The organism is Streptomyces sp. NPDC047869 (assembly GCF_040704065.1).
In the GTDB taxonomy this organism is placed as follows: domain Bacteria; phylum Actinomycetota; class Actinomycetes; order Streptomycetales; family Streptomycetaceae; genus Streptomyces.
Window position 1 is genome coordinate 1 of the sequence record NZ_JBEYRK010000050.1, and the last position, 25,118, is coordinate 25,118.

The window sequence follows — 25,118 nt, forward strand, 5'->3', positions numbered from 1 at the left end:
GTGGCCGAAGTCCGCGTAGTAGCACAGGCCTTCGGTCTCGTCGAAGATCACGGCGACGGTGTCCGCGTCGCAGAGTTCTTCGGGCAGACGGCTGAGCTCGTCGAGGGAGGGCCTGCCGTTGATCGCCTGCGCGGGGGTTTCATCGCCGAGTTCGGCCAGGGCCTTGTCCTGCCGGTGACGGTGGTACTCCCGCATCCGTACGGGCGCCTCACCGGGATTCAGAACGAGCACGTCGGTGCCGAACACCTCGATGAAGTCGGCGCGGGCTTCGGCCTGCATCTCCCAGGCCTTGCGCAGCATCTCGGGATTGCGGCGCAGCAGCTGCGGATGGGCGGTGAGCGTCTGGACGGCGAGTTGCGCCAACTGCGGCCCGTCGCCGGGTGGGTAGGTGGTGAGGTTGCCGGTGACCAGCCAGGCGTCCGTGTCGGGGTGGACGGGCACGATGCGGCCGGCCACGAACATCCCTGTGCTCAGTTTGCCAAGGGCACGCCGCCCCAGGTTGGAATGGACCCGGTACAGGAGGTCATCGAGCAGGTTGTGCAGAACGACGGCATCCCCTTCGCAGTCCTGTACTTCGAAGACTGCCTCCACCACCTCGCGCCAGCCGAGCAGCATCGCCCGCTCGTCCTCGCTCAGCGGCGGCCGCCGCTGAGCCGTAAACCGCTCGAGAACACTCGAGCCGTCCGCCAGCCGGTGCTGCAGCACGAAGTGGTCGATGGTCTCGATGACCAGCGCCTCGTCCAGGAAGCCGAGCCGGTCCGCTGCCTCCTCGATCCGGGCATCCAACCGCCGGGCAAAGCGCGGACTGTGCGCGAAGGCCACCAGCTCGCTCTTGAGGTCCCCGCTGCGTGCCACCAGCCGGGCGACCTGGGGCAGCACCTTGGGGGAATCGCTGTGTTCCACTGCTGCTTCCTCCTGCCTGTTCTTGCTGTGTGGGGTGCGTTGTCGCGAGCCGCTGCCCCAGGGGGACGGCGCGGTCTGTGCCTGGATCGGGAGTTGCACCGAAGACCGTACAGACTCGCAATTGGTGCGGCAGCGGGTGCGGCAACTCCTGCGCCGGGCATCGGGGCAGCCCGGATTCTGCAGGCGGCTCGAGCGGAGCAGAGGTGCCGAGTCAGCCGAGATGCTCGCGCAGTTTTGTCCACATCGGTCGTGCAGGGCGAGCGTGGCCGCGGCGTCGTCGTAGTCGCGGGTGCGCGCGGCGGCGAGTTGCTGAAAGGAGGCTCGCGGCGTCCAGCTGGCTCGGACTCAGTTCGCTGGATCTGACCCGCTGGTGATAGGCGCCCGGATCAGCCGGCCATAGCCACACACACTGGAACTCCGGGCCCTGGTGTACAGGGCCCGGAGTTCGGGTGCGGGTTTAGCTACAGACCGAGGCAATGCAGACGTTGATGTTCTTGATCGTGACGTTCGGGTTGAAAGACTTGTAGGTATTGACCGTCACGTTCTTCAGAGCTGTCACGTTGACGGCGGTGTTGTTGAGGTTGTTCTCCAGCACGCTGAGCTCGTTGTCGGTGAGCGTCCGGTTTCCCGTGATCTTCAGGCTCACCGGTCCCGTGTTCGTGTTGTTACAGGTGACGACGTTGGCGAGGCCGTTGCTGCAGCTGTAGTGGCCGCCTGTAGCGGACGCCGTGGAGGCACCACCCAGCAGAGCGGGGACCAGGCCCATGAACACAGCGACGGGGACAAGCTTCTTCACGATGGTTGTCTTCCTCTCGAGTTACCGCCCCCCTGAAGTTTCCGTCGCCCTGGACCTCTTGGCCACAAGCCGCAGGAGAACCTCAGGAGCTTTCAAGAGCTTGGCCTTACCGCTGACATGCCGCTCACACGCGGCGTCCCCCAGATAGGCGCACTTCAGTTCACCTGTTCGGAGGGCAGCCTCCACGTGAGGTCTGCATTCGTCAGGGCTCCCGAGCCCGAGTCATCCCGTCATCCACACCGTCACCGGCGGGGACGTTCCAGCCTGCGGGCCGCGTTCCGCAGGCCGGGGCGAGACAGGCAGGTATCAGCCGGTCGTCGGCCTTGCGGCACAGCTGCCGTTGGCGTCGTTGAGCAGGTTGACGATTCCGAGGGTGGCGCCGGGCGGGGCTGCGGGCGTCCGACACCGAGGTGTCCTGTGCCGATCCCGAGTGCGCGGCGCGCGAGATGTACCTGACGAGTGACGGCAGCGGCAGTGTGCCGGCGTCCGGTCGGCTGCCCGCGTTCGCCCGGCGCGACGGCTTCGGCTACTTCGAGTACACGACTGGACGACCCGTTCACCTGCGGGGCCGTACCGGTCACAGGTCGAGCGGGAGAGCAGTGAGCTCGGCGCGTGAGCTGACGCCCAACTTGGAGTAGCAGTTCCGCAAGTGGAACTCGACGGTGCGTGAACTGACGAACAGCTGCGCGGCCACGTCCCTGTTTGACAGGCCCTGCCGGACCAGGGCGGCGACCTGGCACTCCTGCGGGGTCAGCTCGGTGGCGGTGGTGGCGTCGCGGCGACGGGCGGTCTCCCCGGAGGCGCGCAGCTGCTGCGCGGCCCGCTCGGCCCAGGGGGTGGCGCCGAGGTCCTCGAAGAGCGCCAGCGCGGTGCGCAGGTGCTCGCGGGCGTCGACCCGGCGGCGGGAGCGCCGCAGGTGCTCGCCGAAGGCCAGGTGGGTGCGGGCCCGGTCGGGCAGCCGACGCGAATCGGCGTGCGCGGCGAGTGCCCGCTGGAAGTGCGTCTCGGCGTCGCCGTCGTCGGCGAGCAGGGCGCGGCCGTGCTCGACGACCGCGGTCGCGGCCGGCAGACCGGTGCCCGCGGCGAACCGCTCCAGCTCGGTCAGCCAGGCGTAGGCGAGGTCGGGGCGGTCGCCGCGCACGGCGGCGTCGAACAGGTCGAGGGCGGCCAGGCGGCGCCACGCCAGCCCTTCGATCTGTTCGAGGTGGTGCAGCGCGGTCGTCGGCTGCGCGGCCGCGCGCAACCCGCGGCCCCAGAGCGCCAGGTCGGCGACGAGGCTGTCGCTGATGCCGACCGGGTGGTTCTTGCGAATCTCGGTGACCCTCTCCAAGTGCCGGTCGGCGGCGTCGTCTCCGCGCAGCGCCGCGATCAGGGCGAGCTGCGCGGTGGGCAGCGCGGTCAACCCCGGGTGGCCGGTGCCGGCGGCCAGCGGCAGTGCCTCGGCGGCGGCACCGGCGGCCTTCGACCAGGCCCCGGTCGCGATCTGGAAGTGGAAGCCTCGGGTGAGGGCGTGCTCCACCATGTTCAGCGCCCCGGCACGGCGGGCGGTGGTCAACTGCTGCTCGTGCAGCCGCAGTCCGCGCTCGTCGTCGTCGATCAGCATCGCGGCTATGCCCAGGTTGGGTTGCAGCAGGTGGTCGCCGACCGGGTCGGCGTCCGTGAGGACGAACGCGCTCCGGAAGTCTTCCGCGGCAGCCGTCCAGTCGCTGCGTACGACAGCTTGGAACCCGTGCAGCAGGTACCAGGCGGCCCGCACGCGGGACGGCGCGTCCGGTGTGGGCGTGGCCACCAGCGCCGTCGGGTTCACCGCGCGCGGGGATCGGGCGCCGAACGCCGCCAGCGACGCGGCGAGCATCGCCAGTTGAGCCGTCAGCGCCGTGTCCACGCCGGAGGCGACCTCGGCGGCCTGCAGAATGAGGTCGTAGCCGTCGTTCAGCGAGTGGGTGTTCCACTCGATCTGCCCCTGCAGCGCGAGCAGTTGGGCCCGTGGCAATGGATCGGTCACGTCCGCCCTGGCGGCGTTGGCCAGTGCCGAGGCACGCATGGGGTGCGCGCCCAGCCAGGCCGAGGACGCGGCCAGGTACAGCCGCCGACCTCGCGCGCCACCGTCGGCGGTGAGCTCGGCGGCGCGGGCCCACGCGGCGGCCGCCGCCTCGTGGCCACCGCGGGCCGCGGCTCGCTCGGCCACCCCGTCGAGGGCGGCGACGACGTTCTCGTCGGGCCGGTCGGTAGCGGCGGCCAGGTGCCAGGCCCGCCGCTCGGGGTCGCCGGTCAGCACCTCGGCGAGCACACGGTGCGCGGCGCGGCGCTGTGCGCTGGTGGCCGCCCGGTAGACCGTCGAGCGCACCAGCGGGTGGTAGAGGGCGACGGTAGCGCCGTCCACGCGCAGCAACCCGGACCGCTCCACCGCGTCCAGGGCGGTATCGGCGGCGTCGAGGCGCTCGGCGGCGTCGCGGACCACGGTCAGCCGGGCGGTGTCGTCGGCCGCGGCGACCAGCAGGAGCCGCTGCTCGGGTTCGTCCAGGCGGCGGTATCGGTCGAGGAAGGCGCGCTCCACGCCGTCGGTCAGCGGCAGCGGGGCGGGCAGCGGCTCCCGGCCGGTCAGTTGGTCGGTGGTGAGCACTCCGGCCAGCTCGACCAGCGCGAGCGGGTTGCCGCCGGTACCCGTGACCAGTTGGTCGCGCACCGCCGGGTCGATACCGGTCCCGGCATGGGCGGACAGCAGCGTGTCGGCATCCGCGCCGCTCACGCCGCCCAGCGTGACGGTGGGCAAGTCTCTGGCGTCGAAGCGGCGGGCGTCGCCGTCGCGTGCGGCGAACAGCAACGCCACGCGCTCGGCTTGCATCCGGCGTGCGGCGAACAGCAGCGCCGCGGCCGACGCGTCGTCGAGCCAGTGGGCGTCGTCGACGATGACCAGCAGCGGCGCCTGTTCGGCGGCGTCGGCGAGCAGGCTCAGCGTGCCGAGGAACGCGAGGAAGCGGTCGCCCTCGTTCTCGGCCTCGCCCATCGCCGCGCGCAGTGCCGCGGCCTGCGGCGCCGGCAGGTTGTCGATACAGGTGCGCAGCGGCCACAGCAGCCGTTGCAGCGCGGCGAAGGCCAGCGGCGATTCGGACTCCACGCCGGAGGTGCGTAGCACTCGCAGATCCGAGGCGGTTACCAGGGCGTCGGCCAGCAGCGTCGACTTGCCGACCCCGGCGACGCCGCGCACCACCAGCGAGCCGCCGCTGCCGGCACGGGCGGCGTCGAGCAGGGCGGCGATCGCCGCGCGTTCGGGTTCCCGTCCGACCAGCACGGCTCCGATGCTATCGAACACGTGCCGGAAGAGTCCGGGATCAGGAGCAGCATCAGCATCAGGACCGGGACAGGTACCGGCCTCAAGACGCGCATCAAGACCCTCATCAGGACCGGGAGAGATGACCGCGTGTGTGATCACGCACGCGGCGAGCGTGGCAGCCGACCACCGCCCCGGCCTCCAGCCAGGGGCCATGTCGGCCCACCCCGCCGCCGAACCGGCGGCTTCCACCGACGGGCATCGGCCCCCCCATGCGCCGGCCGCGCACAACCCCGTCGCCCCGGCGCCCGCACCCTGATCCAGGGGCGGCCCCGTCGTCGTGGTCGCGGCGTGCTGCTGCCCGGGCCGACCCGGCGGAAAACCCGGCGATTTCCCCAGTGAGAGGCACTGACTTCGGCGCCCACTCTTGCTTCTGACGGCGTCGGCACCGCCGCCGTCGACGACGCGGGCTGTGCCCTCGTCCCGTAGCACCGTCCATTCCGCACGTCACCCGGAGGTCTGCCGTGTCCAGTCCATCGCCCGCCCTCAGCACCACCCCCGAGCACACCGAACCCCTGGCCCTTCGTACGTCGCTGCGCCTGTCCGCCACTCTGCTGCTCGCGGGACAACTCCTCTACATCGGCGTCACCCAGTTCCACACCGGCGGGGACGCGAACAACCACCGCGCCGTGTTCGGCGAGTACGCCGGCAGCGGGAGCTGGACGGTCGTGCACCTCGGCCAGTTCGCAGGCATGGCGGTCTTCCTCGCGGGCCTGTTCGCCCTGTTCTCCGCCCTGGACCTTCGGGCGGCAACGGCGAGATGGGCGGGCCGATTCGGTGCCGCTTCGGCGGTGGCGGCGCTGGCGCTGTACGGCGTCCTCCAGGCGGTGGACGGGGTCGCCCTCAAGGAGGCCGTGAACGCGTGGGTGAGCGCCCCGAGTGCCGAGAAGACGGCACGCTTCGCGAGCGCCGAGGCAATCCGCTGGCTCGAGTGGGGAGTGAGGAGCTACCACGACTTCGCTCTCGGTCTCGCATTGCTCCTATTCGCGGTCGCGGCCGCGCGGACGGCCTGGGTCCCGGGGCCGATACCCCACCTGATGGGGCTTTCCGGCCTCGCCTACCTTGTGCAGGGCTGGGTGGTCGGCACCGGGGGTTTCTCGCAAACGGAGACCATCGCCATCGTGCTGGCGTTCGTCCTGGACGTGGCATGGATGATCTGGCTGGTCGTGACCGCGTGGCGAATGCCGGATTCGGAGGCCCCGTCGCCCAGTTGATGAACGCAGGGGCCCCGCGGCGCCGCTCCCCTTCGACATCGCCGGCGACAGCGCCGAATCGTGAACGACGTGTCGAATCGCCGACGACCGCGCAGACGCGGAGGCGAAGACCGCCGGCCACCCATCCTCACCCCGTTCGCCGTACCTGGTGGCAGGCCCGGCAGTGGCGCCACCGGGCGCGGTCCCGACGCCCAGGACCACTGACCGGGCCGGACCCGGCGAAGAACCCGGCGATTTCCCCGGTAAGACGGACCCGCCCCCGGACCGACTCTGCTGTCCGACCGCACCACCACCGACTACACATCGAGGAGTTCCCCTTGCTCTCCAGTACACCCCGCACCTTCATCGGCTCGACCACCTTCGAAGTCACCGGCGTGACCTGCGCACATTGCGTCCGCTCTGTCACCGAGGAGGTCTCGAGGGTCGCCGGCGTCGAGTCCGTCACCGTCGACCTCGCCACCGGCAGCGTCACCGTCACCGCCTCCCAGCCAGTCGACCGCGCCGACATCGCCGCCGCGGTCGACGAGGCCGGCTACGCCCTCGTCCCGTGACCCGCGCCCTGCCCCGGAGACATGCCATGCACAGCGAATCCGCCACCCCGAGCACAGCCCCCGCGCCCGCCGACACCATGGCGCAGGGCGGCTACCGCCCGAGCGTCAAGAAGTTCGCCCTGCACTATGCCGAGATGGTCGCGGCCATGGCCGTCGGCATGGTGGTCCTGCATCCGGTGTGGATGTTCGTCCTCGACGTTCTCGGCGCCGCCGGACTGATGCGCAACCCGTACTCCGGCGCGCTGATCATGGCGACGAACGTGACGGTGGCCATGTCCGCGTGGATGAGGTTTCGTGGCCACCGTTGGCGGCCCATCGCCGAGATGGGCGCGGCCATGTACGTGCCCTTCCTGGTGCTGTTCGTGCCACTGGCGCTCGACCTCATCGACACCGGCGCCCTGATGCTGTGGGGCCACCTGCTCATGGTCCCGGCGATGGCCGTGGCCATGCTGCTGCGCCCGCGCGAGTACGCCCACTGCTGAGGCTCCCACCCCGGCGACGCAGTGGTACCTGCGGCCTCACCGAACCCGACACGGGCGGCGGGAGCCGCTGTAGGCGCTCTCACGGATGGCGGTGTCCAACCGGTAGGTCGAGCTCCCACCCGGCCGCCGTGCAGTCTTCCCGGTGCTCGGGGGCGGTGTAGTCCAGGTGCGCGGCGAGCGCGGACAGGCCGGTCACTGGTCGTCGCCCCCGATGCCGCGGGTCCGTGTCAGCCGCCGACGTGGATGCCGGGGCGGCGTTCCGGGGCGGGCTCGTGCTTGCGGATGATCTCGCGGGTGACTGGTGCGGTGTCGCCGCGGCCGAGGAGGAAGTAGCGGAACATGTGCCGCAACGGGCTGCCCTCGGCCCACGCGAAGTAGCAGTGCGGCTGGACACCGGTGGCGTCGCGCAGGGCGAGCAGGATCGCGGCGATGGCGTTCGGAGCGGCTGGGGCGTCCGCGCGCAGGATCCGGTAGTCGCCGACCTCGACGCCGTGCACGGTGAGGGTGTCGCTGAAGTCGGAGGGGTCGACCACGTCGATCTCCAGGAACAGCACGTCGGCGGGGGCGGGCACCGGGTTGGTGCCGCGCTGTTCGCGTTCCTTGGCGCTGTACTCGGCGACGTCGCCCGCTTGACGGCGGTTGGCGATGATGTTGATGGAGTTGTCGTAGGCGAGGGTGTCGGTGACGAACCGGCGGGCGGCCTCGTCGAGGACGATGCGGTCGGCGCGCAGCTCGGTGGTGCGGGAGACCCGGGAGATCAGCGACACCGCGATGATGCCGGCGATGAAGAAGCCGGAGATGGCGATGCCGTCCGGTTTGTCGACGATGTTGTAGACCAGGGCGTAGGCCAGCACCAGGGTCAGCAGGGCGAAGCCCCCGGCGCTCATGCGTCGGCCGCGGCGCACGGCGGAGACGGTGACGGCGAAGGCGCCGGAGACCATCATGGCCAGGATGCCGGTGGCGTAGGCGCCTGCCTGGGCGTTGACGTCGGCGTTGAAGGCGATGGTGATGGCGATGCACAGCAGGGCAGCCTGATCCGCCGCTACATCATCTGGCGGAACAAGCGTGCCGTCGGCGCAGGCCTGCGCGGGGTGGTCGGCAGGGCGAACGCTGCTTGATACAGCACTAGGCCAGAAACCGCTCCACACGACTGCCCCGACCGTACGCTGGCCGGGGCAGTCCCGTCTCACCACCCCCACGAGGAACAAGCGCCGTGCCCATGCTCCGCCGCCACTTCCACGACCTCCCCTCCGAAGCGCGCCAGGTCATCGCCGACAAGGCAGGACCCGTCCGCGCCGCCCGCACCGCCGAGGGAGGCCTGAACTCGGGGGTCGCAGCGTTCATCGACACCGACGACGGCCCTGTATTCGTCAAGGGCATCCCCTCCGATCATCCCCAGGCGCCGGCGCAGCGCCGCGAGGCCGCCATCGCGCCGCACCTCCCCCGCTCCTGCCCTCGCCTGTACTGGCACATCGAGACAGCCGGCTGGGACCTCCTCGGGTACGAAGTCCTCCAGGGGCGGCACGCCGACTACGCGCCAGGCTCCGCCGACCTGCCGATGGTCGTCGACGCGGTCCAGGAGCTGCAGGAGATCACCGCCCCGACCGACATCGCAATCAAGACCGCAGAGCAGCGTTGGGCCATGTACGCCCCGCCCGGCACCGCCGACCTGCTCGCCGGGCACACCCTGCTGCACACCGACCTCGCCCCGCACAACGTCCTCATCGACAACCGGGCGCACCTCATCGACTGGGCGTGGCCCACGCGCGGCGCAGCATGGATCGACCCAGCCGTACTCATCCTGCGCCTGCTCGAGGCCGGTCACTCGCTCACCTCAGCAGCCAGCGTCGCCCACCAGTTCCCGTCCTGGCGCAACGCGCCCGGGCCGGCCGTTCAGGCTTTCACCGCCGCCAACGCGGCCGCCTGGGCGGAAATCTCCCGCGCAGACAGCGCCCCGTGGAAGGCGGCTATGGCCCGCCACGCCAGCGCCTTCGAGACCTGGGCGAAGACCTTTCCGGCCAGGTGAGGGTGGGGGGACGCGGACCAGCGGCGGAGACGGCACCAGAATAATCGCCATCGGATGGATTGACCTGCGCGAATGCGGCCTGCTGTATGGGGCGTTCGACTTCGCTGTCACCAGCCGGGGCCGCTGGACGTTCCTCGAATGCAACTCCAACGGCCAGTGGGCGTGGTTCCCCGAGGACATCCGCGAACCGATCGCGCAGGCGCTAGCCGACCAACTGCAGAAAGGTCTGTCGTGACCTCACCACAAACCCTGCGGAACGCCTTGGCCGACCGGCTCAAGGCGGCCGGTGATCTCGACGACCCGGCGTGGGAACGCGCCGCCCGGGACGTGCCCCGTGAGGCGTTCCTGTCCGACGGCTTCATGCGGGCCCTGCCCGCAACCCACCCCACCCTGTACGAGCCCGTCACACCGGCCGACAAGGGCTGGTTGGAGGGCGTGTACGACGACACCACACTGATCACCCAACTCGACGGGCATGTACACGCGGTCGACCTCACCGCGCCGAGGGGCGGCGAGCCCACATCGTCGTCGACGCTGCCCTCGCTCGTGCTGCGCATGTGGCAGCAGCTCGGCGTCACCAGCGGGCAGCGGGTGCTGGAGATCGGCACCGGCACCGGCTACTCCACCGCGCTGGGCTGCCACCGGCTCGGCGACGCCAACGTCACCTCGGTCGAGGTCGACGAGGGCAACGCCGAGCGGGCAGCCGCCGCGCTGAAGCAGCTCGGTTACGCGCCCACCCTGATCGTCGGTGACGGCCTGGACGCGACGGTCATCGACGGCGACTACGACGCGCTGATCGCCACTTGCTCGGTGCGGCACATCCCCTACGGCTGGCTGGACCAGGTCGGCGACGGCGGCACCGTGCTGGTCACCCTCGGCGGGTGGATGGGCGCGTACGGCCTGGTGAAGCTGACGGTCACCGGCCGCGGGCACGCCACCGGACGGTTCCTGCCCGGCACCACCTCGTTCATGATCGCCCGTCCGCACGGCCGGCCCCCGCGGCCGCCGCTGGTCCTGCTGCCCGGCCAGACCAAGACCACCCAGATGCCTCCGGTACTCCTCGATGACTGGACAGGCCGGTGGGTGGCGCAGCTCGCCGCGCCCTCCGCCGAGCGGCTCGGCGGAGGGGAGATCCAGGTGCTGTCCGATGTCGCTACCGGCTCCCTGGCCTACTTCGGTGCGGACGAGAAGGGACGGATACAGGTGACTCAGCGCGGCCCGATCCCGCTGTGGGACCAGGTGACGGATGCCCTGGCCAAGTGGAAGGCAGCCGGCACCCCCCACCAATCCTGCTTCGGCATCACCATCACGCCCGATGCCCAGACGGTGTGGATCGGGAGCGAAGAAGGACCCTCGTGGCGGTTGCCGGTATGACCGGAGTGGAAGTTCCGGACGTTCCTGCACGGCCGGGCGTGGACGCACGCAGAGGAGCCGGTCGCGCTGCTCAACCAGGCGGTGGGCTTGCTGCGGGTACGCGCGTACGGGTGGCGGCCGGCTGACCGGCTGCCACTCGTCGCCCGGTTCCCTACGCTTCGGCCGCGGCCGGCACCGGGGGGCTCGGCTCCGGTGCCGGCGCCGGTCGCGGGGGGGCGCAGGTCGGGGATGAGGCGCAGCCCCGGGCTCAGTGTGCTGTAGCAGGCGAGCGCGAGGAGCAGCGCGGAGTCGGCGAGCAGGACGGTGCCGGGGCTCGTGCGGGTCATCAGCGCGCTGGTGACCAGTGGGCCGTCGGAAACCATCGCCTTTGGAGGCCCGGTGGGGATGGCGATCGCCGAGAAGCTCTTCCATGTCGACAGCGCCAGGTTGAGGCCAAGCGCCCGCTACCCGTTGACGTGTCCCCGACAAAGGTCAGCAATGTGGTGGAAGCGATGGTTAAGCTCCTCGCGTTCGACCCTGCGCCCGCACTCGCCGCCGACCCACTCGCGCCCCTAGCGGACTGGGCCGCAGGCCTGGAACACGGTGGCAGGAGCCTTGCGGAGGCCGCCGAGGCCGCTTGATCGTTTGGCCTTGTCGGGATCGAACGGCCGAGCTTCGGTGTTTGGCGCCGGGCACCCGCTTGTCGATGCGCAAGTCGAAGGTGTACTCCCCGCTGCCTTCGTAGAGCGACCGCATGCCGCAGACGTACGCTCCATCCTCGGCCCGGCAGAAGGTGGCGCGCTTGACGACCGATGTCCCGGGGGGACGGCGCCGATGCACTTGCTGCTGACCGTCGACAATTCGGAATGGGACGGCGGCAGCGGCAGCTGGAAGCCACTGAAGGAACAGGGCCTCGCCACCCACCAGTCCGCTGAGCCGACCGAGGTCGCCGTGGGGCGCTGGGGCCGAGTCGACATCTTGGCCTGCCCGGATGAACCCGGCCACCCCGCACCGCTGGAGCATGCAGTAGGCCGCTCGGCCAGGACCGGTACCCGTGCTAACGCGGCCCTGTACAGCCGCCGAGGAGAGATGCAATGGGCAGTCCGACAACGGAACCGGCCGTCAGGTGGGTAAGCCACCACGCGCGGAGCAGCAGGCAGCCGTTGACCAACGGCTGCCTACTGCCGACACGTTGGGACCGTTAGCCGGCCCAGACGCCGGAGCTATACGCGTCCGAGGCGAAGTAGAACTGGAACTGGGTGCCGTCCTTGACACCAGTGGCTACCACGGTCCACTGACCCGCCGGCGCGTACTTGTAGGAGTTGCATGTACTGCCCCCTGACGTCGGGTAGAAGCACACCTCCACATAGGCGGACTGGTTGGTCTTGATGTTGATGTCGGCGCAGTTGCTCGTCGTGGTGAGTCGGCCAGTGGTGGGGTACCACCTGGCACCTGTCGGTTTCGTGTACGACTTCGCGCTGCCGTAGCAGGACGTGACTGCGGCCTGGGCGGTCGGCGCGACTATCAGAGTGCTGCCGATGAACGCAGCGGAGAGCAGGCCTACGGTCAAGTGCTTGCGCAACTTCACGTCTCCCTTTCTGACATGCGGAAGTGAGCCAGTTTGCCCGTTGGTTTCCGTATCGCCATAGGTGGCTCCATCGGCCACTGAACGGTGAGCCATCAGCCTGCGCTCATCGGGCGCACCACCGCGACGTCTTGTGCCACGATTCGATGAGGTTCGAAGGGTTGTGGTCGCGGGACCGCGCGTCCGGACAGCGGGGGGGGCATGATCGAGCTCACCGTGAACGCCGTCGGGCTCGCCCGTTCCCGCTTCGCCGTCTCGCCGCTGCATGAGGTCGTCGCGACGCTGCTGCCCTGGGGTCTGCAACTGGCCCCTGAGGCCGATCCGTGGATTGCCCGCGCCCGGCGCGTGCTGCGCAGGACCCGGCTGCCGCTGCTGTCCGAACTCGGCCTGGACGGGTCCGGGTATGTGCCCGACTTCCTCAGTCCGCACCCCTGCGGGTCCTCGCCCACCGTCGACGAGGAACTGGAGCGGGTCCGGTCCGCGCCGCCCGAGCATGTGCTCTAGACCTACCTCCATGACTCCCGCCGCCGCCCCCGAGGCGCATGTCGCCTTCGAGGACTTGGAGACCGCCGACCTGGCGGTAGACGCCCTCTACGCCGGCGGGTCCAGTGGGGGCACTGCAGACGACCCGATAGCGCGCCTGTTCAAGGGCGTTGGCAATCAAGGAGGGTTCCGCTACAAGGGCTGGCCGACGAGGAAGAACGTGCGTCTTGCCGTCCTCTACGCCACCGGTGCCGATGCCGACTGGCCCTACCACCTGGACGTAGAGACAGGCACGTTCACCTACTACGGCGGCAACAAGCGCCCTGGCCAGGATCTGCACGGCACCCCACGCGGGGGCAATGTCCTGCTGTGCGACGCCTTCGCCGCCTCCCACGGCACCGAAGCCGACCGGCTCGCCGCAGTACCGCCCTTCCTCCTGTTCGAGAAGGCGGCCAGCTCCGGCCGGGCTATCCGGTTCCGCGGTCTGCTAGCCCCCAGCGGGTCGGCCCTGTCATCGGACGACGAACTCGCCGCGATCTGGCGCACCAACCCCGGCCAGCGCTTCCAGAACTACCGGGCGCGCTTCACCGTTCTAGACCACGCTCGCACCAGCCGGACCTGGATCCAGCACGTCCTCGACGGAGGCAGCTCCCTGGAGGGCGTCTGCCCTCCAGCTTGGGCGCACTGGGTCACGGGCCGCACCTACATGCCGCTGCTCGCGCCGGCAACGACTGTCATCCGGTCCAGAGCCGACCAGCTGCCCGGCGACCGGGAAGACGAAGCCGTCCTCGACGCCATCCGCGAGCACTTCCGCGGTCGGGAAAGCGACTTCGAGAGCTGCGCTGTCGCCATCTGGCGCCTGATCGCACCGCGAACCGGTGCCTGCGACGTCACCCGTCCCAGCCGCGACGGCGGGCGGACGCTGTCGGCAACTACATTCTCGGCCCGACGGCGAGCACGATCACGAGCCCTCGGCAGGGCGGGTGGCCCTCCTGCTTGTGGTGGAGGCGCGCGGGCGTCGAGCGGGTCTCGGCACGCGAACTGGCCGATGAAAGGCCTGCTCAGAAGGCGGCAGCGCCGTCGTGGCAGGCGCTTTCGACTTCGACGCCGATCCCAACGTCGACCCGGCCACCGTCAACACGCTCGCGACCTGCGAGTAGGTGAAGAAGGGCGAGCCTCTCTGCCTGATCGGCGACTGCGGCACCGGCAAGTCTCACCTGCTGATCGCGCTGGGCACCGAGGCCGCCATGCAGGGCTTCCGGGTGCGTTACGTGCTGGCCGCCAAGCTCGTGAACGAGCTGGTCGAGGCCGCCGACGAGAAGCAGTTGTCGAAGACGATCGCCCGCTACGGCCGCGTCGACCTTCTCTGCATCGACGAACTCGGCTACATGGAACTCGATCGGTGGGGTGCTGAGCTGCTGTTGCAGGTCCTGACCGGACGCGAGGAGAAGGACAGGGTCGCCATCGCTTCCAACGAGTCCTTCAGCGGCTGGACGAAGACCTTCACAGACCCCCGTCTCTGCGCGGCGGTCGTCGACCGTCTCACCTTCAACGGCGCGATCATCCAGACCGGCACCGAGTCCTACCGCCTGGCCACACCAAGGCCCTGGCCGAGCAGGCCGCCGCCGGCTGAGAGCGGGAGCCGGCCGCTTGCGGGGTCCTTCCGACCGCGCAAGCCCGTCTCATGCGCCGGTAACTCCGTCGATCTGCTCGCGGATGAGGTCGGCATGACCGTTGTGACGTGCGTATTCCTCGATCATGTGCACCATGATCCAACGCAGGGAGACTCCCCGATCACCGACGTGACCCGCTTCCTGCTCGGACAGGCGGCCTGAGTCGTTCAGCGATGCTTCAGCGATCAGCTCACGGCCTCGAGCGACCTCCGCTTGCCACGCAGCCATCGCCTCGTCCAGCCCACGTTCCGGCTGAAGGGCAAAGCCGTCGACGTTGTTCTCCCCGAAGACAGGATGCACGTGCTGACCTGCGAATACACGCTGGAACCAGTTGCGCTCCACCTCAGCCATGTGCTGAACGAGACCGAGCAGCGTCATCGACGAGGGCGACGCCGCAGCAAGCCGTAATTGATCATCTTTGAGGCCCGAACACTTCAGGGCGAGCGTCGCACGGTGAAAGTCCAGCCATGCTTCCAGCATGGCGCGCTCGTCGGCATGCGCGGGAGGGATAGGCCGTCCATCCGGTGTCGTATTCATGAGCACACCCTGGCAGCAGCAGCCGTGGCCCACGACCGTCTTCGCTGGCGACGAACACGCTTCTCGCCCATCTCCCAGCGAGCCAGTGACATCAAAACTCACTGACATTGATCTTGCTGAGCCCTACGAGGTGACTCCCGAAATCGCCTCCGAATGACTCCCTCACAAGCTGACACAGCCACCCGGCCGACTCGACCAGCCGGACATCCATCGACGTGATCGACTCGGCGGCGTCCCTTCACGAGTCCACACACGCGGCCCGACCTGCCCGGGCGTAATAATCGGCACGCACACCGTGTGCGGGGGACGGCACAGGCCAGCACGGCCTCCCGGCCCCCGCAGCGCCGGTTTCCGGGATCAGGCTGTCTTGAGTCGCTTCGCGCGGTGTCCGAGGTACAGGACGATCAGACCGCACAGGGCGGTGGGGCCCGCGAGGATCAGGAACAGCTGCTCGTGGCCCATGCCGCCGGCCAGCATGCCTCCGACGATCAGCGGGCCGACGATGCCGCCGACGCGGCCGATGCCCAACGCCCAGCCGACACCGGTGGAGCGTACTTCTTCGGGATAGAAGGCCGCAGCGAGTGCGATGACGCTCTTCTGGCCGCCGCTGACGGCGCAGCCGACCAGGAAGATCGCCGCCAGGACCATCCAGACCGGCGAGCCCAGCGCCAGGCCCATGAGGACCAGGAAGCCGCAGCCGACGAAGTAGAGGGTGCCCAGGGAGCCGTAGGCGCCGAGCCGGTCCATCGCGGGCCCGACCACGAAGGCGATCACGATGCCGCCGATGGTCGTCATGGACGCGGCGGTCGCCAGGGTGCCGGCGGAGTAGCCGCGATCGGCAAGGATGGTCGGCATCCAGCTCTGCAGGCCGTAGAACAACGCCAGGTTGATCGCGAAGACGACCCACAGCAGGACCGTGCCGAGCAGCTGGCGGCCCGAGAGCAGCTCGGTGACCTTGACCCGCTTGCCGGGGCCGGCGCTTTCCGCCTCGATGTGCGCCTTGTCCGTCTCCGGCAGCGTCCGGTCGATCCGGCGGCACAGGGCGTACGCCTTGGCGTTTTCCCCGCGGCGCAGCAGATAGGAGATCGACTCGGGCAGCTGCCGGATCAGTACGAGGAGCAGGGCCAGGGGCAGCACGGCGCCGGCGACGAAGACCGAGCGCCATCCGTGGGCGGGGATGAGCCAGTCGGCGGCGTAGTTGGCGGCCACGAACCCGAGCGAGAAGCCGCAGTAGATCGCCAGGACCAGGCTGGCCCGCAGCCGCTTGGGGCTGTACTCGGCGGTGAGTGCGATGGTGCTCGGGGTGGCTGCGCCGAGGCCTATTCCGGTGATCACTCGCATGATCATGAGCTGGTCGGGGCTCTGCGCCCACACCGAGGCCAGCGTGGAGAGCGAGAAGACTGCGACTCCCGCCATGACGAGCCGCTTGTGGCCGAACTTGTCGGAGAGCGGGGCCAGCAGCAGATAGCCGATCATCAGGCCGACCAGTGCGGCTGAGAAGATCGTGGCCATGGTGCCCTTGGACACACCCCAGTCCTGGGTGATGGCCGGGGCCATGTAGTTGATCGCCTGGGTGTCGAACCCGTCGAGCAGCATGACCAGCCCGCACAGCAGCACGGTACGTAGTTGGAAACCGCCCGGGCGGCGTCCGTCGATGAAGCCGGGGAGCTTGAGCGGCCCCGGCGGGTCCGATACGGCGGCGGACGGGGATGACGTGGTTTTGGACATAATGCACTCCACATGGAGAAGGGTTACTCGACTCTGGCGAGGGCTCCCAGGGCCGGGACGAACGCATCGGAGTGGAACCGGTCGGAAGCCACATCGCGCTCGCGCGCCAGCTCCTGGGCGGCGGTTCGGGTCATCGCTTCGCTGCCACAGGCGTAGATGTGGTGGCTGCTCAGGTCGGGATGGTCCGCGATCGCGGCTGCTTGTACCCAACCGGCGGCGCCTTCCCAGCCGGTGTGCGGCTGGGAGAGCACGGGGGTGAACCGGAACCACGGGTAGCGCCGGGTCCAGGCTTGGAGGGTGGTGCGGGCGTAGAGATCCTCGAGGGTGCGGGCGCCCCAGTACAGGTGGATCGGGCGGGTCAGGCGCCGGGCGATGTGGTCGAGGATGATCGACCGCATGGGTGCGAACCCGGTGCCGGTGGCGAGCAGGAGGAGGGGCCCGTCGCCGTCCTCGACGAAGAACTCGCCGAAGGGCGCCTCGATTTCCACGGTGTCGTGGAACTCCAGCTGCTGCAGGATCCGGGCTGAGAACACGCCGTTTGGTTCGTGCCGGACGTGCAGCTGGGCGAGGTCGTTGTGCTGGGGTGCATTGGCCAGCGAGTACGACCGGGTATCGCCGTCGTCGAGGATGACGTTGAGGAACTGGCCGGCCTGGAAGGGCGTCCGCCGGCCGATGGGGTAGCGCAGCTCGAGAACGGTGACGCCGGGGGCGACCTGGCGGCGCCGGAACACCGTTGTGGTCAGCCGCTTGCGCACCGGCGGGGTCCGTGCCGCGATCCGGCGCGGCGCGATCTCGATATCGCCGGTTGGCTGTGCCCGGCAGAGCCGGACCTCGGCCGGGCCGCAGACGGAACCACTGCCTGGCATGTCCAGCGGGCCTTGGGTCACCGAGCCGAGGCAGGTGTCGCACACGCCCTTGCGGCAGGAGTACGGAATCGCCCAGCCGGCCGCCTCGGCGGCGTCCAGGACGTTCTGCCCCGGCTCGCAGCCGAAGGCGATATCAGAGCCGCGGACACTGATGGTGAAGGTCATCTCAGCCTTCCTGAACGGTCGGAGCGAGCAGCCGGAGAGCTGCGAGCACGGCGCCCGGGTCGGCATTGCCCTGCCCGGCGATGTCGAAGGCGGGGCCATGGCCCACGCTGGCGAACGGCGCACCGGCACCGATGGTGACTGCGGCCGCGGTACGTCCGGCCAGGACCTTGACCGGGATGTGCCCCTGGTCGTGGTACATCGCCAGGTAGGCGTCGTGGTGGCGGGCGCCGCCGAGCAGGATGTCGGCTCCGACCGGGCCCTCGGCGGAGACGCCGAGCTCGCGGAGAGCAGCCACCGCAGGTTCGGTGACCAGCTTGTCGTCGTCGCCGAACAGGCCGTTTTCACCGGCGTGCGGATTGAGCCCGAAGACGCCGATCCGGGGATCGGCGATGCCAGTTGCCCGCAGCGCCCGGTGCAGCGCCAGCCCGGCGTTGGTGACCAGCTCGGGGGTGAGCCGGGCCAGCGAGTCGGCCAGCCGCTCGTGCAGTGTGACGTGCGCGATGCGCAGACCGCCGCCGACCAGCATCAGGAAGACCTTCTCAAGCGGGGTTCCGGTGAGCTCCGCGATCAGCGGCGGGTAGCCGGCGAAGGCGATTCCGGCCCGGTGGACGGCCGTCTCCGAGTGCGGGCAGGCGACCACACCGGCGTAACTGCCGTCCATCGCCAGCCGTACCGCTGCGGCGGTGTACGCGATGGTGGCGGCGCCCGCGGGCGCGGTGACCTGACCGACCGCCAGGTCACCGGGGGCCAGAGCGCCGACGTCGACCAGGTCGCACACGCCGCGCTCGGCGGCCGCACCCGGCTGCGCCGCGCGCAGCGCGAGCCCCGCGCGCTCGGCGTACGGTTGGAGTACATGACGGTCGCCCACCACGACCGGCGCCTGGTCATCAAGCTCGGCGACCGCCGCGAGCGCGATCTCGGGCCCGATCCCGTTCGGATCGCCGGTGGTGAGCAGCAGTCTGGGTATCCCGGTCACAGCGGCAGTACCAGCAGTGTGTCGATACGGGAGCTGTCGCAGACCACGATCCGCTTCTTGATCAGGGCTCTGCCGTCCTCGAAGACGTATTCGTCGAGGTAGCGGCCGCTGGCGAACACATCGGTCGGCCCGTTCCCGGTGATGCGGATGACCAGGAACGAGGTCTCGCTGGTCGCGCCGGCCTCGCTCTCCTGAAGCACCGCGGGCTGGCCGAGCATGTGCCGGTAGGCGTGCGGCTCGTAGATGTTGGCCTCCTTCAGCGCAGAGACCCGGTCCTTGAGCATCGCCTTGTTGTTCGCCCAGATGATCCCGGCCGGCAGCCCGCGCCGGTGGTTGTCCGCCGTGGTGACCTTGTAGAAGGCGTCGTCGGCGAAGAACTCCGGCCAGTCCTCGATCGGGCCGTCGTCGATGGCGCGGACGTAGTGCCCCTGGGCCCGGCTGATCAGGTTGTGCGCATCCATCAGGCCTGTGCTCCCTTGCCCGCGCCGACGGCGAAACCCATGGCTTCGCGGTAGACCTTCCAAAAGCCGCGGATCGAAGCCTCGGTGACCCGGCTCTCGCTGGAGACCGCCTGGTCACCGCCCATCTGAACGGTCGCGAACTCCTTGCTCGCCCCGGTGATGCCCCGCTGCACGAAGCCGCCGATGGCGCCGTCCTCCATGGAGACATAGCCGGCCGGACCGACCAGGTTGGACTGCTTGAGGCGGATCAGCTGCTGCTCCTCGGTGTCGTCCTCGAAGCCGAGGTAGGTCCAGTGGAGGTCGGTGGAGTCGACCCCGGTCGGCAGCACCTGGCGTACGGCGACGGAGTTCTGGATCTGCTGGAGTACGAAGCCGGGCGAGACCGAGAGGATCTGCAGCGTGATGTCGTCCCCGACTTCGCTGAAGCTGTCGACCAGCGACGGGTCTTCGAGCTGGTACTCGGAGTCGGAGCGGATCTTCTGGTCCTTGTAGTGCGCCGCGGCCTCCGCCTCTGAATTGATGGCCGCCCAGCTCACGTGGTGGCCACCGTTCTCCGAGACGATGATGCCGCCCTTCTGGTTCAGCTTGTTGAGCCCGAAGGTCGTGAAGAACAGGTGCAGGATGCTGGCGTGGTAGGAGTCCTTGACGTTCTCCATGTACAGCTTCCAGTTGTTCGGCAGGCTCTGGGTGAACCGGCCCAGCACGACCGGCTTGCGGCCGCCGAGGACCCGCTCGATCCGGTCGAGGATCTCCTGGCCGAGGTACTCCTCGATCTCCGGCACGTCGTTGTCCAGGCTGCCGAAGACCAAGCCGTGCACATTGGCCAGCCGCAGCCGCCGGGGGCTGTGGGCGGCCTTGCAGAACTCCGGCGACATGCCGCCCTTGCCGTTGATGCCCTCTTCGAAGGCGACACCGGTGAGGTCACCCTGAAGGTTGTACGTCCAGGCGTGGTAGACGCAGGTGAAGTCCTTGGTGTGGCCGTAGTGCTCCATGGCGATCAGCGAGCCGCGGTGGGCGCACCGGTTTTCGAAGGCGTAGATCTGGCCGTCGTGGTCGCGGGTCACGAGCACCGGCTGCTCGCCGATGAAGGTGGCGCAGAAGTCGCCCGGTTCGGCCAGCTCGGCCTCGAGGCAGAGGTAGTTCCACATCGGGCCGTGGAATATCCGCTCCTGCTCGGCCCGGTAGACGTCCTCGTCCTGGAAGACCCAGTACGGCACCTCGGTCAGGGACTCGGGCCAGCGGCGCTCCGAAATCCCGGCCGGGGCCGGAGCACCCGCCCCCGTGTTCCGTGCGCTCATGCGTGCACCTCCAGTGCTTGACAACCCTCGTTCGCTATGCGAACGTTTGCTCGCTATCCGAACAGAGCGCCAGTAGATTTGCCAGCAGTCACATCTGTCAAGGGGGAGGCCGCATGGCCGTCGAAGGAATGGCAGGACTTGCCAAGGGACTCGCGGTCCTCGAGGCATTCGGGGACAGCACTCCCCGGCTCACCATCAGCGATGCGTCCCGCGCCACCGGCCTGAGCCGGGCAACGGCACGCCGCTGCCTGAACACGCTCACCGAGCTCGGCTACGTCACCTTCGACGGGAAGTTCTTCGCGCCCACTCCCCGCGTACTGCGCATCGGCGCCACCTACGGCGAGTCCGCCGCGCTTCCCCAACTCGCCCAGCCGCACCTCGCCGCCATCCGCGACGCAACCGACGAGTCCGCCTCATTGGCCGTGCGCTACGACAACGAATCACTGTTCATCGCGCGCAGCGAAGGCACCCGGCTCATCGACAACGGCATACGTGTCGGCGCCCGGCTCCCCCTCTACGCCTCCTCCACCGGACAGGTTCTGCTCGGCGCCCTGGACTCAACCGAGTTGACCGGCTACCTCGCCGCCGCTCCGTTTCCCGCACGCACCCCAGGGACCCCCACCACGGCCGCCGAAGTCGAAGACCGCGTCCGGGCTGTCCGCGCCGCAGGCATGGCGATCAACTCCGAGGAACTCGAACTCGGGCTGCTCTCCATCGCTGTACCGGTCCACGATCCGGCCGGCCAACTGGTCGGCGCCATCTCGCTCAGCGCCGCAAGCTCCCGCGTCACCGTCGATGAACTCCGCGACCGGGTCGCCCCGGTGATGCAGCAGCACGCGGCAGCGCTCGGCCGGAAGCTGTAGGAGACGGGATCCGGGCAACCTGTCACGGCGGAGGCGGCACCTACTTCTTCTGCGGGGCCGGTGATGGCGAGGATCGGCCCGTGCTGTTCGCCGACTCCAAGGGCTCCGCGGGGATCGTCGGCGCCAACCTCCGTGACGCGCTGTTGTTGCTGGCCGCGCTGCCATGCGCGGGACAGGCGCTGCACCTGGAGAGGCAGGGGCGCATCGTGGGTGAGGCGATGCTGTTGGCGCTGCGGGAGGAGGAGGACGAAGAGCTCAGTGAGGGCGCCGACATGGATGACCTGCCCCCGTCCTCGTTGAGGAGGACGTATGAAGGCTCCAGGCCTGCGGCCACGCGTACCAACAGGGTTGACCTGCTGGTCAGGGGGTCGGGCTCGCCTGCGCATGGCATTGGCAGCTGTTTTCCCAAAGCTTCTCCTGTAACCGCGGGATCAGAATCTGTTGCGGTCAGCTGAGGCGGTGTACTGCAGCCACTTGTCCACCACGTCGTCGAAGTCATCGAGAGCGGGATCGCGGCTTCCACCGGGCGCGTAGGCCGGAGACCGGGCGGCGCGGGTGGTGCATACCCATGCTCGCGGCTGACGTGGCGGCCCGTGCGCCCGTGCGCCGGTACCCGGAGGGCGATGCGCGGCCAGGCGGCACGACGGGCGGGCCAGACCCGCCTGACTGACCCCCTGCAGCCTCACGCAAACGCGCACGCTCCACCAAAGGCGGCAGCGCCGACGGGCTGGCAGCGGTTGCCCTGCGCCGGATGGGCAACCGTTCGCGATCGGCAGGAGTCTAGCGAGCGGGGACTGTCCCCTCGGAGACACCGTCCGTTCACTCGCGCCCCCAGCAAAGGATTTCTCCGTGCCGGCACCCTCACCAGCCCGTCGCACCTTCCGGTCTTCTGTCGCCGCCCTCGGCGCAGCAGGTCTTATGGCACTGGCCACCGCACCTGCGGCCTACGGCGAAGAGAACACCCCCGACCTGGTCGTCGGGGGCATCGCGCCGGTCAGCGGGCTGAGGCCGGGAGACGGCATCGACGTTGCGGCCACCGTGGCGAACAAGGGCGCGGTGACGGCCGAGAAGGTGTGGGTCGCCTACTCCGTCACCCGAGGACTCGACTTCGCCCAGGTGCCCTCCAACTGCCAGGTGCAGCACGTGCGGCCCTACGACGAGATGCCCGAGCGGTGGACCGCGGTGTGCGCGTTCGACCAGGCGGTGGAACCCGGCGCCGTCTACACGACCGACAGGCCCCTGCGCGTCACGGCTCTGGACCGCGCGCTCAACGACGAACTGCGCCTGCGTGTCGAGAGTGCTGATCCGGGAGCTGATGACAACGGCAGTGACCCGGTGGCGGGAACCGCATCGCCTGTGAAGCTCGTTGCGGCGGAGGCCGGGGGCGTGGGGTCGGCGCGCATCGTCGACGTGCCCGTCACCACCGTGAACACGGCCGACTACCAGGTGACGGGTGCCGCACTGAGGGGGAGCGTCGGGGACACGGTCACGATGAAGGTGAAGTTCACCAACGCCGGACCCGCCTGGGTGTGGCCCAGGGAAGGGGACAAGGCCGTCCGTGTGGTGATCACTCCTCCCCCCGGAACGTCGGTCGTCAAGCGCGGCGCCTTCTGCCGGGCCGAGGAGGGAGCGTACGTCTGCGGCATGCGGTCGCTCTACGAAGGCAGCGGGGAGACCTACACCTTCGACTTGCGCATCGACAAGCGGGTGCCCGGCGCCAAAGGGTCGATAGCTCTGAGCACCGAAGCCCGGCCGTTCGATCCCGACAAGGCCAACGACCAGGCCGACATCACCCTGGACGTCGCGGGCGGTGGCTCCTCCGGCTCGGCAGGTGGCTCGGACGGGTCGGGCGGCTCCGACGGATCGACAGGCGGCTCGAACGGCTCGACGGGCACCTCGACCAACGGCTCGGACGGCGGATCGTCCTCCACGGTCACCGGCGGGACGGCGAACAGCGGGACGACGAGCGGCGGCAACCTCGCGGAGACCGGCTCCTCGGCGCTGCCGGCCGCCGGCGTGGCTGCTGCGGCGGTAGCGGTGGGAGCCGGCGTGCTGCTCATCCAGCGCCGTCGCCGCGCCCAGCGGCCCGACTGACCTCCTGCCGATCTGCCCGTGGGCGCCTGGCCCGGTCCGGGGGCGATGAGCCGGTGCGGGTGCCCGCGTCGAGGCGTCGGCCGTCTGCCGCGGGACATCATCACGACGCGGGACATCGTCACGACGCGGGGATCGCGTACAGGTGCTCGCCCTGTGGTGCAGCGGCGATCGGCACCGTTCGCGTCGCGCCCGCTGGCGGACAGAGTGTCGGTGACCGTCGGCGACCTCGCCCGCGAACACCTGCTTCAGGACCCGGACGCCGTTCCGGAATGGCGTGACGGGGCATGGGAGCGTCACCGCCACCGAACTGCTGCGCTTCGGGCACTCCTGGGCCGCCGTCCACGCCATCCACGCCGCCCGCCTCTCCCCCGCCCACCCCACCGGCCGGTTCCTCCTCGCCCTGACCCCCAAGGCCTACGCCGGCACCGGCGGCCAAGCCGTCCATGGCCGGCCCGGCCGGCCGGGAGCTGCTGATGCGCCGGTACGACGCGTTCAGGGACGCGATCGGGCAGAGCGCCGGCCAGGGTGCGGGTCCCTGGGCCGGGATTCGGAAGCTGAGCCCGACCTGCACAGGGACGGCCGTCCAGACGCCGAGACCGTGCACAGCGGCCCCGCAGACAGGAGGAGCAGGGTTCCACTGCTGGGTCTGCGAGGCCGGTGCATGCCCTCACGTACCCCGCGATGCGTCCGATACGCCCGATCCCTCCCAACCGCCCGCGCAGAAAGTCTTCTTACGTGAGTGGGGCCCGGCCGTATCCGGCCGGGCCCCACTCACGCGTGGCGCGCTCATCGCGCCAGGTGCCTTCTCGTCTACCAGCGGTACCAGCGGCCCTTGCGGCCGGTGCCGTCCGCGGACCGGACGACGAAGCCCAGCAGCCACACGACCAGCACGATCACCGCGATCCACCACAGCGCCTTCAGCGCGAAACCCGCACCGAAGAGGATCAGAGCCAGCAGAAGAACCAGAAGCAGGGGAACCATAGCTATCAACCTCCTGGCCACCGGATGCCCTTACCTCACCCCTACAAGCACACAAAATGTGAGTTACTTCTGCGAAGTACCGGGCATATGCGCGCCACTGCATGGTTCCCCCAGCCCTGCCCCTCACGCACCGCAGCACCGACTCTCGAACTGCCGTCCGCGGGCCTGTGGTCAGGGTGCGTCGCCGGAATAGTAGAAACGACAGGCCGCTCCTGGGCCCGGTGCGCGCGGTCCATCGGCGCTCGGGTCGTACAGGGCGCGGCCGCCGGGCCACCGCGACAGCTCGGTGGCCAAGGCGACGCCTCCGTCGACTTCCTCCGGCGTCCACCCGGTGATGTCCAGCAGCAGACCGTCCAAGGGTCCGCCGACGAGCGTGACGTACGTCCGTGCGGGAAGTGGCCCTGGATCGGGGTCGTCGTGGTCGCAGCCGTAGACCCGGCCGCGCAGCAACTGCTCATCGCCGTTCATACGACCAGCGTTCCAGTCACCACCGACAACGAGTTCTTCGCCGCTGTCCGGCTGGCCCACGGCACCGCCGGCCAGCGGTCCGAGGGGCAAGAGGCGTGTGATGACGTCAGACGTCCCTGGGGCCGAGGACCCTCGTCTCGGTCTCCAGCTCCGGGATCATGCCGCGCGCGAAGCGAGCCGACGGGAAGGGTGCCACGATGGTCCTGGCCACCAGGTCGGCGGCACGCCCTCGCAGCTGAAGCGGGGTGAGTGAAGCCACCGGACACCTCGGTTCTCACGTCCGC

The 25,118-nt window shown here is 69.6% G+C and carries 23 protein-coding genes and 3 pseudogenes; 12 read left to right on the forward strand and 14 right to left on the reverse strand.

Annotated elements, in window-relative coordinates; genetic code table 11:
• The 3 genes from AB0924_RS37100 to AB0924_RS37110 form a co-directional block, all read right to left on the reverse strand.
• Positions 1 to 903 (reverse strand): hypothetical protein (locus AB0924_RS37100; protein ID WP_366913830.1); only part of this gene is annotated, 903 nt, incomplete at its 3' end.
• Between the two features lie 457 nt (positions 904 to 1,360).
• Entirely contained in the window at positions 1,361 to 1,699 is a 339-nt protein-coding gene (locus AB0924_RS37105; protein WP_366913831.1) for a hypothetical protein, read from the reverse strand.
• A 577-nt stretch (positions 1,700 to 2,276) separates the two neighbouring features.
• Entirely contained in the window at positions 2,277 to 5,012 is a 2,736-nt protein-coding gene (locus AB0924_RS37110; RefSeq protein WP_366913832.1) for an AAA family ATPase, read from the reverse strand.
• 482 nt (positions 5,013 to 5,494) lie between these two features.
• Between AB0924_RS37110 and AB0924_RS37115 the strand changes: the two genes are divergently transcribed.
• The 3 genes from AB0924_RS37115 (at position 5,495) to AB0924_RS37125 (ending at position 7,277) form a co-directional block, all read left to right on the forward strand.
• Entirely contained in the window at positions 5,495 to 6,244 is a 750-nt protein-coding gene (locus AB0924_RS37115) for a hypothetical protein (RefSeq protein WP_366913833.1), read from the forward strand.
• Between the two features lie 317 nt (positions 6,245 to 6,561).
• Positions 6,562 to 6,795 carry a heavy metal-associated domain-containing protein gene (locus AB0924_RS37120; RefSeq protein WP_366913834.1) on the forward strand — a complete coding sequence of 78 codons (234 nt, stop codon included), beginning with the start codon at positions 6,562 to 6,564 and terminating at the stop codon, positions 6,793 to 6,795.
• A 26-nt stretch (positions 6,796 to 6,821) separates the two neighbouring features.
• Positions 6,822 to 7,277, forward strand: coding sequence for a hypothetical protein (locus AB0924_RS37125; RefSeq protein ID WP_366913835.1), 456 nt, complete (start codon positions 6,822 to 6,824; stop codon positions 7,275 to 7,277).
• A gap of 227 nt (positions 7,278 to 7,504) precedes the next feature.
• On the opposite strand, the gene AB0924_RS37130 is transcribed toward AB0924_RS37125, so the two are convergent.
• Complete coding sequence (locus tag AB0924_RS37130; protein WP_366913836.1) at positions 7,505 to 7,849, reverse strand: hypothetical protein; 345 nt, start codon at positions 7,847 to 7,849, stop codon at positions 7,505 to 7,507.
• 447 nt (positions 7,850 to 8,296) lie between these two features.
• Here AB0924_RS37130 and AB0924_RS37135 point away from each other — a divergent pair.
• The 3 genes and pseudogenes from AB0924_RS37135 to tgmC form a co-directional block, all read left to right on the forward strand.
• A pseudogene (locus tag AB0924_RS37135) lies at positions 8,297 to 8,395 on the forward strand (transposase); the annotation flags it as partial.
• Between the two features lie 101 nt (positions 8,396 to 8,496).
• Complete coding sequence (locus tag AB0924_RS37140) at positions 8,497 to 9,303, forward strand: aminoglycoside phosphotransferase (protein ID WP_366913857.1); 807 nt, start codon at positions 8,497 to 8,499, stop codon at positions 9,301 to 9,303.
• Between the two features lie 231 nt (positions 9,304 to 9,534).
• Complete coding sequence (tgmC, locus tag AB0924_RS37145) at positions 9,535 to 10,677, forward strand: ATP-grasp peptide maturase system methyltransferase (protein WP_366913837.1); 1,143 nt, start codon at positions 9,535 to 9,537, stop codon at positions 10,675 to 10,677.
• A gap of 1,180 nt (positions 10,678 to 11,857) precedes the next feature.
• On the opposite strand, the gene AB0924_RS37150 is transcribed toward tgmC, so the two are convergent.
• Positions 11,858 to 12,238, reverse strand: coding sequence for a hypothetical protein (locus AB0924_RS37150; protein WP_366913838.1), 381 nt, complete (start codon positions 12,236 to 12,238; stop codon positions 11,858 to 11,860).
• A gap of 204 nt (positions 12,239 to 12,442) precedes the next feature.
• Between AB0924_RS37150 and AB0924_RS37155 the strand changes: the two genes are divergently transcribed.
• The 3 genes and pseudogenes from AB0924_RS37155 to AB0924_RS37165 form a co-directional block, all read left to right on the forward strand.
• Complete coding sequence (locus tag AB0924_RS37155) at positions 12,443 to 12,745, forward strand: hypothetical protein (RefSeq protein ID WP_366913839.1); 303 nt, start codon at positions 12,443 to 12,445, stop codon at positions 12,743 to 12,745.
• Positions 12,746 to 12,755: 10 nt separating this feature from the next.
• A pseudogene (locus AB0924_RS37160) lies at positions 12,756 to 13,364 on the forward strand (restriction endonuclease); the annotation flags it as partial.
• Positions 13,365 to 13,818: 454 nt separating this feature from the next.
• Positions 13,819 to 14,322: pseudogene (locus AB0924_RS37165) on the forward strand (ATP-binding protein); the annotation flags it as partial.
• 84 nt (positions 14,323 to 14,406) lie between these two features.
• Here AB0924_RS37165 and AB0924_RS37170 read toward each other — a convergent pair.
• The 6 genes from AB0924_RS37170 to AB0924_RS37195 form a co-directional block, all read right to left on the reverse strand.
• A complete protein-coding gene (locus tag AB0924_RS37170) occupies positions 14,407 to 14,934 on the reverse strand; it encodes a DinB family protein (protein ID WP_366913840.1) in 528 nt (175 codons plus the stop codon).
• Positions 14,935 to 15,291: 357 nt separating this feature from the next.
• Positions 15,292 to 16,662 (reverse strand): MFS transporter, encoded by a 1,371-nt coding sequence (locus AB0924_RS37175; RefSeq protein WP_366913841.1) that lies wholly within the window; start codon positions 16,660 to 16,662, stop codon positions 15,292 to 15,294.
• Between the two features lie 23 nt (positions 16,663 to 16,685).
• Positions 16,686 to 17,693, reverse strand: coding sequence for a 2Fe-2S iron-sulfur cluster-binding protein (locus AB0924_RS37180; protein WP_366913842.1), 1,008 nt, complete (start codon positions 17,691 to 17,693; stop codon positions 16,686 to 16,688).
• Between the two features lies 1 nt (position 17,694).
• Positions 17,695 to 18,669 (reverse strand): 4-hydroxythreonine-4-phosphate dehydrogenase PdxA, encoded by a 975-nt coding sequence (locus AB0924_RS37185; protein ID WP_358940196.1) that lies wholly within the window; start codon positions 18,667 to 18,669, stop codon positions 17,695 to 17,697.
• Complete coding sequence (locus tag AB0924_RS37190; protein WP_366913843.1) at positions 18,666 to 19,130, reverse strand: aromatic-ring-hydroxylating dioxygenase subunit beta; 465 nt, start codon at positions 19,128 to 19,130, stop codon at positions 18,666 to 18,668. The genes AB0924_RS37185 and AB0924_RS37190 overlap by 4 nt, the downstream gene beginning before the upstream one ends.
• Positions 19,130 to 20,428, reverse strand: a complete 1,299-nt coding sequence (locus tag AB0924_RS37195; RefSeq protein ID WP_366913844.1) for an aromatic ring-hydroxylating dioxygenase subunit alpha — start codon at positions 20,426 to 20,428, stop codon at positions 19,130 to 19,132. The genes AB0924_RS37190 and AB0924_RS37195 overlap by 1 nt, the downstream gene beginning before the upstream one ends.
• Positions 20,429 to 20,541: 113 nt before the next feature.
• Here AB0924_RS37195 and AB0924_RS37200 point away from each other — a divergent pair, with 113 nt between their 5' ends.
• From AB0924_RS37200 to AB0924_RS37210, 3 genes are all read left to right on the forward strand, one after another.
• The gene (locus tag AB0924_RS37200) at positions 20,542 to 21,291 is read left to right on the forward strand and encodes an IclR family transcriptional regulator C-terminal domain-containing protein (RefSeq protein ID WP_358940199.1); all 750 of its coding nucleotides are present in this window, start codon (positions 20,542 to 20,544) and stop codon (positions 21,289 to 21,291) included.
• 80 nt (positions 21,292 to 21,371) lie between these two features.
• Complete coding sequence (locus AB0924_RS37205; protein WP_366913845.1) at positions 21,372 to 21,746, forward strand: hypothetical protein; 375 nt, start codon at positions 21,372 to 21,374, stop codon at positions 21,744 to 21,746.
• 463 nt (positions 21,747 to 22,209) lie between these two features.
• Positions 22,210 to 23,385 (forward strand): hypothetical protein, encoded by a 1,176-nt coding sequence (locus tag AB0924_RS37210; protein ID WP_366913846.1) that lies wholly within the window; start codon positions 22,210 to 22,212, stop codon positions 23,383 to 23,385.
• Between the two features lie 810 nt (positions 23,386 to 24,195).
• On the opposite strand, the gene AB0924_RS37215 is transcribed toward AB0924_RS37210, so the two are convergent.
• The 3 genes from AB0924_RS37215 to AB0924_RS37225 all read right to left on the reverse strand — a co-directional run bounded on the left by AB0924_RS37215 (position 24,196) and on the right by AB0924_RS37225 (position 25,093).
• The gene (locus AB0924_RS37215) at positions 24,196 to 24,366 is read right to left on the reverse strand and encodes a hydrophobic protein (RefSeq protein WP_070029835.1); all 171 of its coding nucleotides are present in this window, start codon (positions 24,364 to 24,366) and stop codon (positions 24,196 to 24,198) included.
• A 171-nt stretch (positions 24,367 to 24,537) separates the two neighbouring features.
• Positions 24,538 to 24,834, reverse strand: a complete 297-nt coding sequence (locus AB0924_RS37220) for a hypothetical protein (RefSeq protein WP_366913847.1) — start codon at positions 24,832 to 24,834, stop codon at positions 24,538 to 24,540.
• Between the two features lie 106 nt (positions 24,835 to 24,940).
• On the reverse strand, positions 24,941 to 25,093 hold the full coding sequence (locus tag AB0924_RS37225) for a hypothetical protein (RefSeq protein ID WP_366913848.1): 153 nt from the start codon (positions 25,091 to 25,093) through the stop codon (positions 24,941 to 24,943).
• Positions 25,094 to 25,118: the final 25 nt, after the last annotated feature.

What these genes read in the sequence shown, in the direction of transcription:
- AB0924_RS37125 (WP_366913835.1), top strand. Translation starts at nt 6,822, where the DNA reads ATGCACAGCGAATCCGCCACCCCGAGCACAGCCCCCGCGCCCGCCGAC.
- AB0924_RS37140 (WP_366913857.1), top strand. Translation starts at nt 8,497, where the DNA reads ATGCTCCGCCGCCACTTCCACGACCTCCCCTCCGAAGCGCGCCAGGTC.
- AB0924_RS37155 (WP_366913839.1), top strand. Translation starts at nt 12,443, where the DNA reads ATGATCGAGCTCACCGTGAACGCCGTCGGGCTCGCCCGTTCCCGCTTC.
- AB0924_RS37170 (WP_366913840.1), bottom strand. Translation starts at nt 14,934, where the DNA reads ATGAATACGACACCGGATGGACGGCCTATCCCTCCCGCGCATGCCGAC.
- AB0924_RS37175 (WP_366913841.1), bottom strand. Translation starts at nt 16,662, where the DNA reads ATGTCCAAAACCACGTCATCCCCGTCCGCCGCCGTATCGGACCCGCCG.
- AB0924_RS37180 (WP_366913842.1), bottom strand. Translation starts at nt 17,693, where the DNA reads ATGACCTTCACCATCAGTGTCCGCGGCTCTGATATCGCCTTCGGCTGC.
- AB0924_RS37190 (WP_366913843.1), bottom strand. Translation starts at nt 19,130, where the DNA reads ATGGATGCGCACAACCTGATCAGCCGGGCCCAGGGGCACTACGTCCGC.
- AB0924_RS37195 (WP_366913844.1), bottom strand. Translation starts at nt 20,428, where the DNA reads ATGAGCGCACGGAACACGGGGGCGGGTGCTCCGGCCCCGGCCGGGATT.
- AB0924_RS37200 (WP_358940199.1), top strand. Translation starts at nt 20,542, where the DNA reads ATGGCCGTCGAAGGAATGGCAGGACTTGCCAAGGGACTCGCGGTCCTC.
- AB0924_RS37210 (WP_366913846.1), top strand. Translation starts at nt 22,210, where the DNA reads ATGGCACTGGCCACCGCACCTGCGGCCTACGGCGAAGAGAACACCCCC.
- AB0924_RS37215 (WP_070029835.1), bottom strand. Translation starts at nt 24,366, where the DNA reads ATGGTTCCCCTGCTTCTGGTTCTTCTGCTGGCTCTGATCCTCTTCGGT.
- AB0924_RS37220 (WP_366913847.1), bottom strand. Translation starts at nt 24,834, where the DNA reads ATGAACGGCGATGAGCAGTTGCTGCGCGGCCGGGTCTACGGCTGCGAC.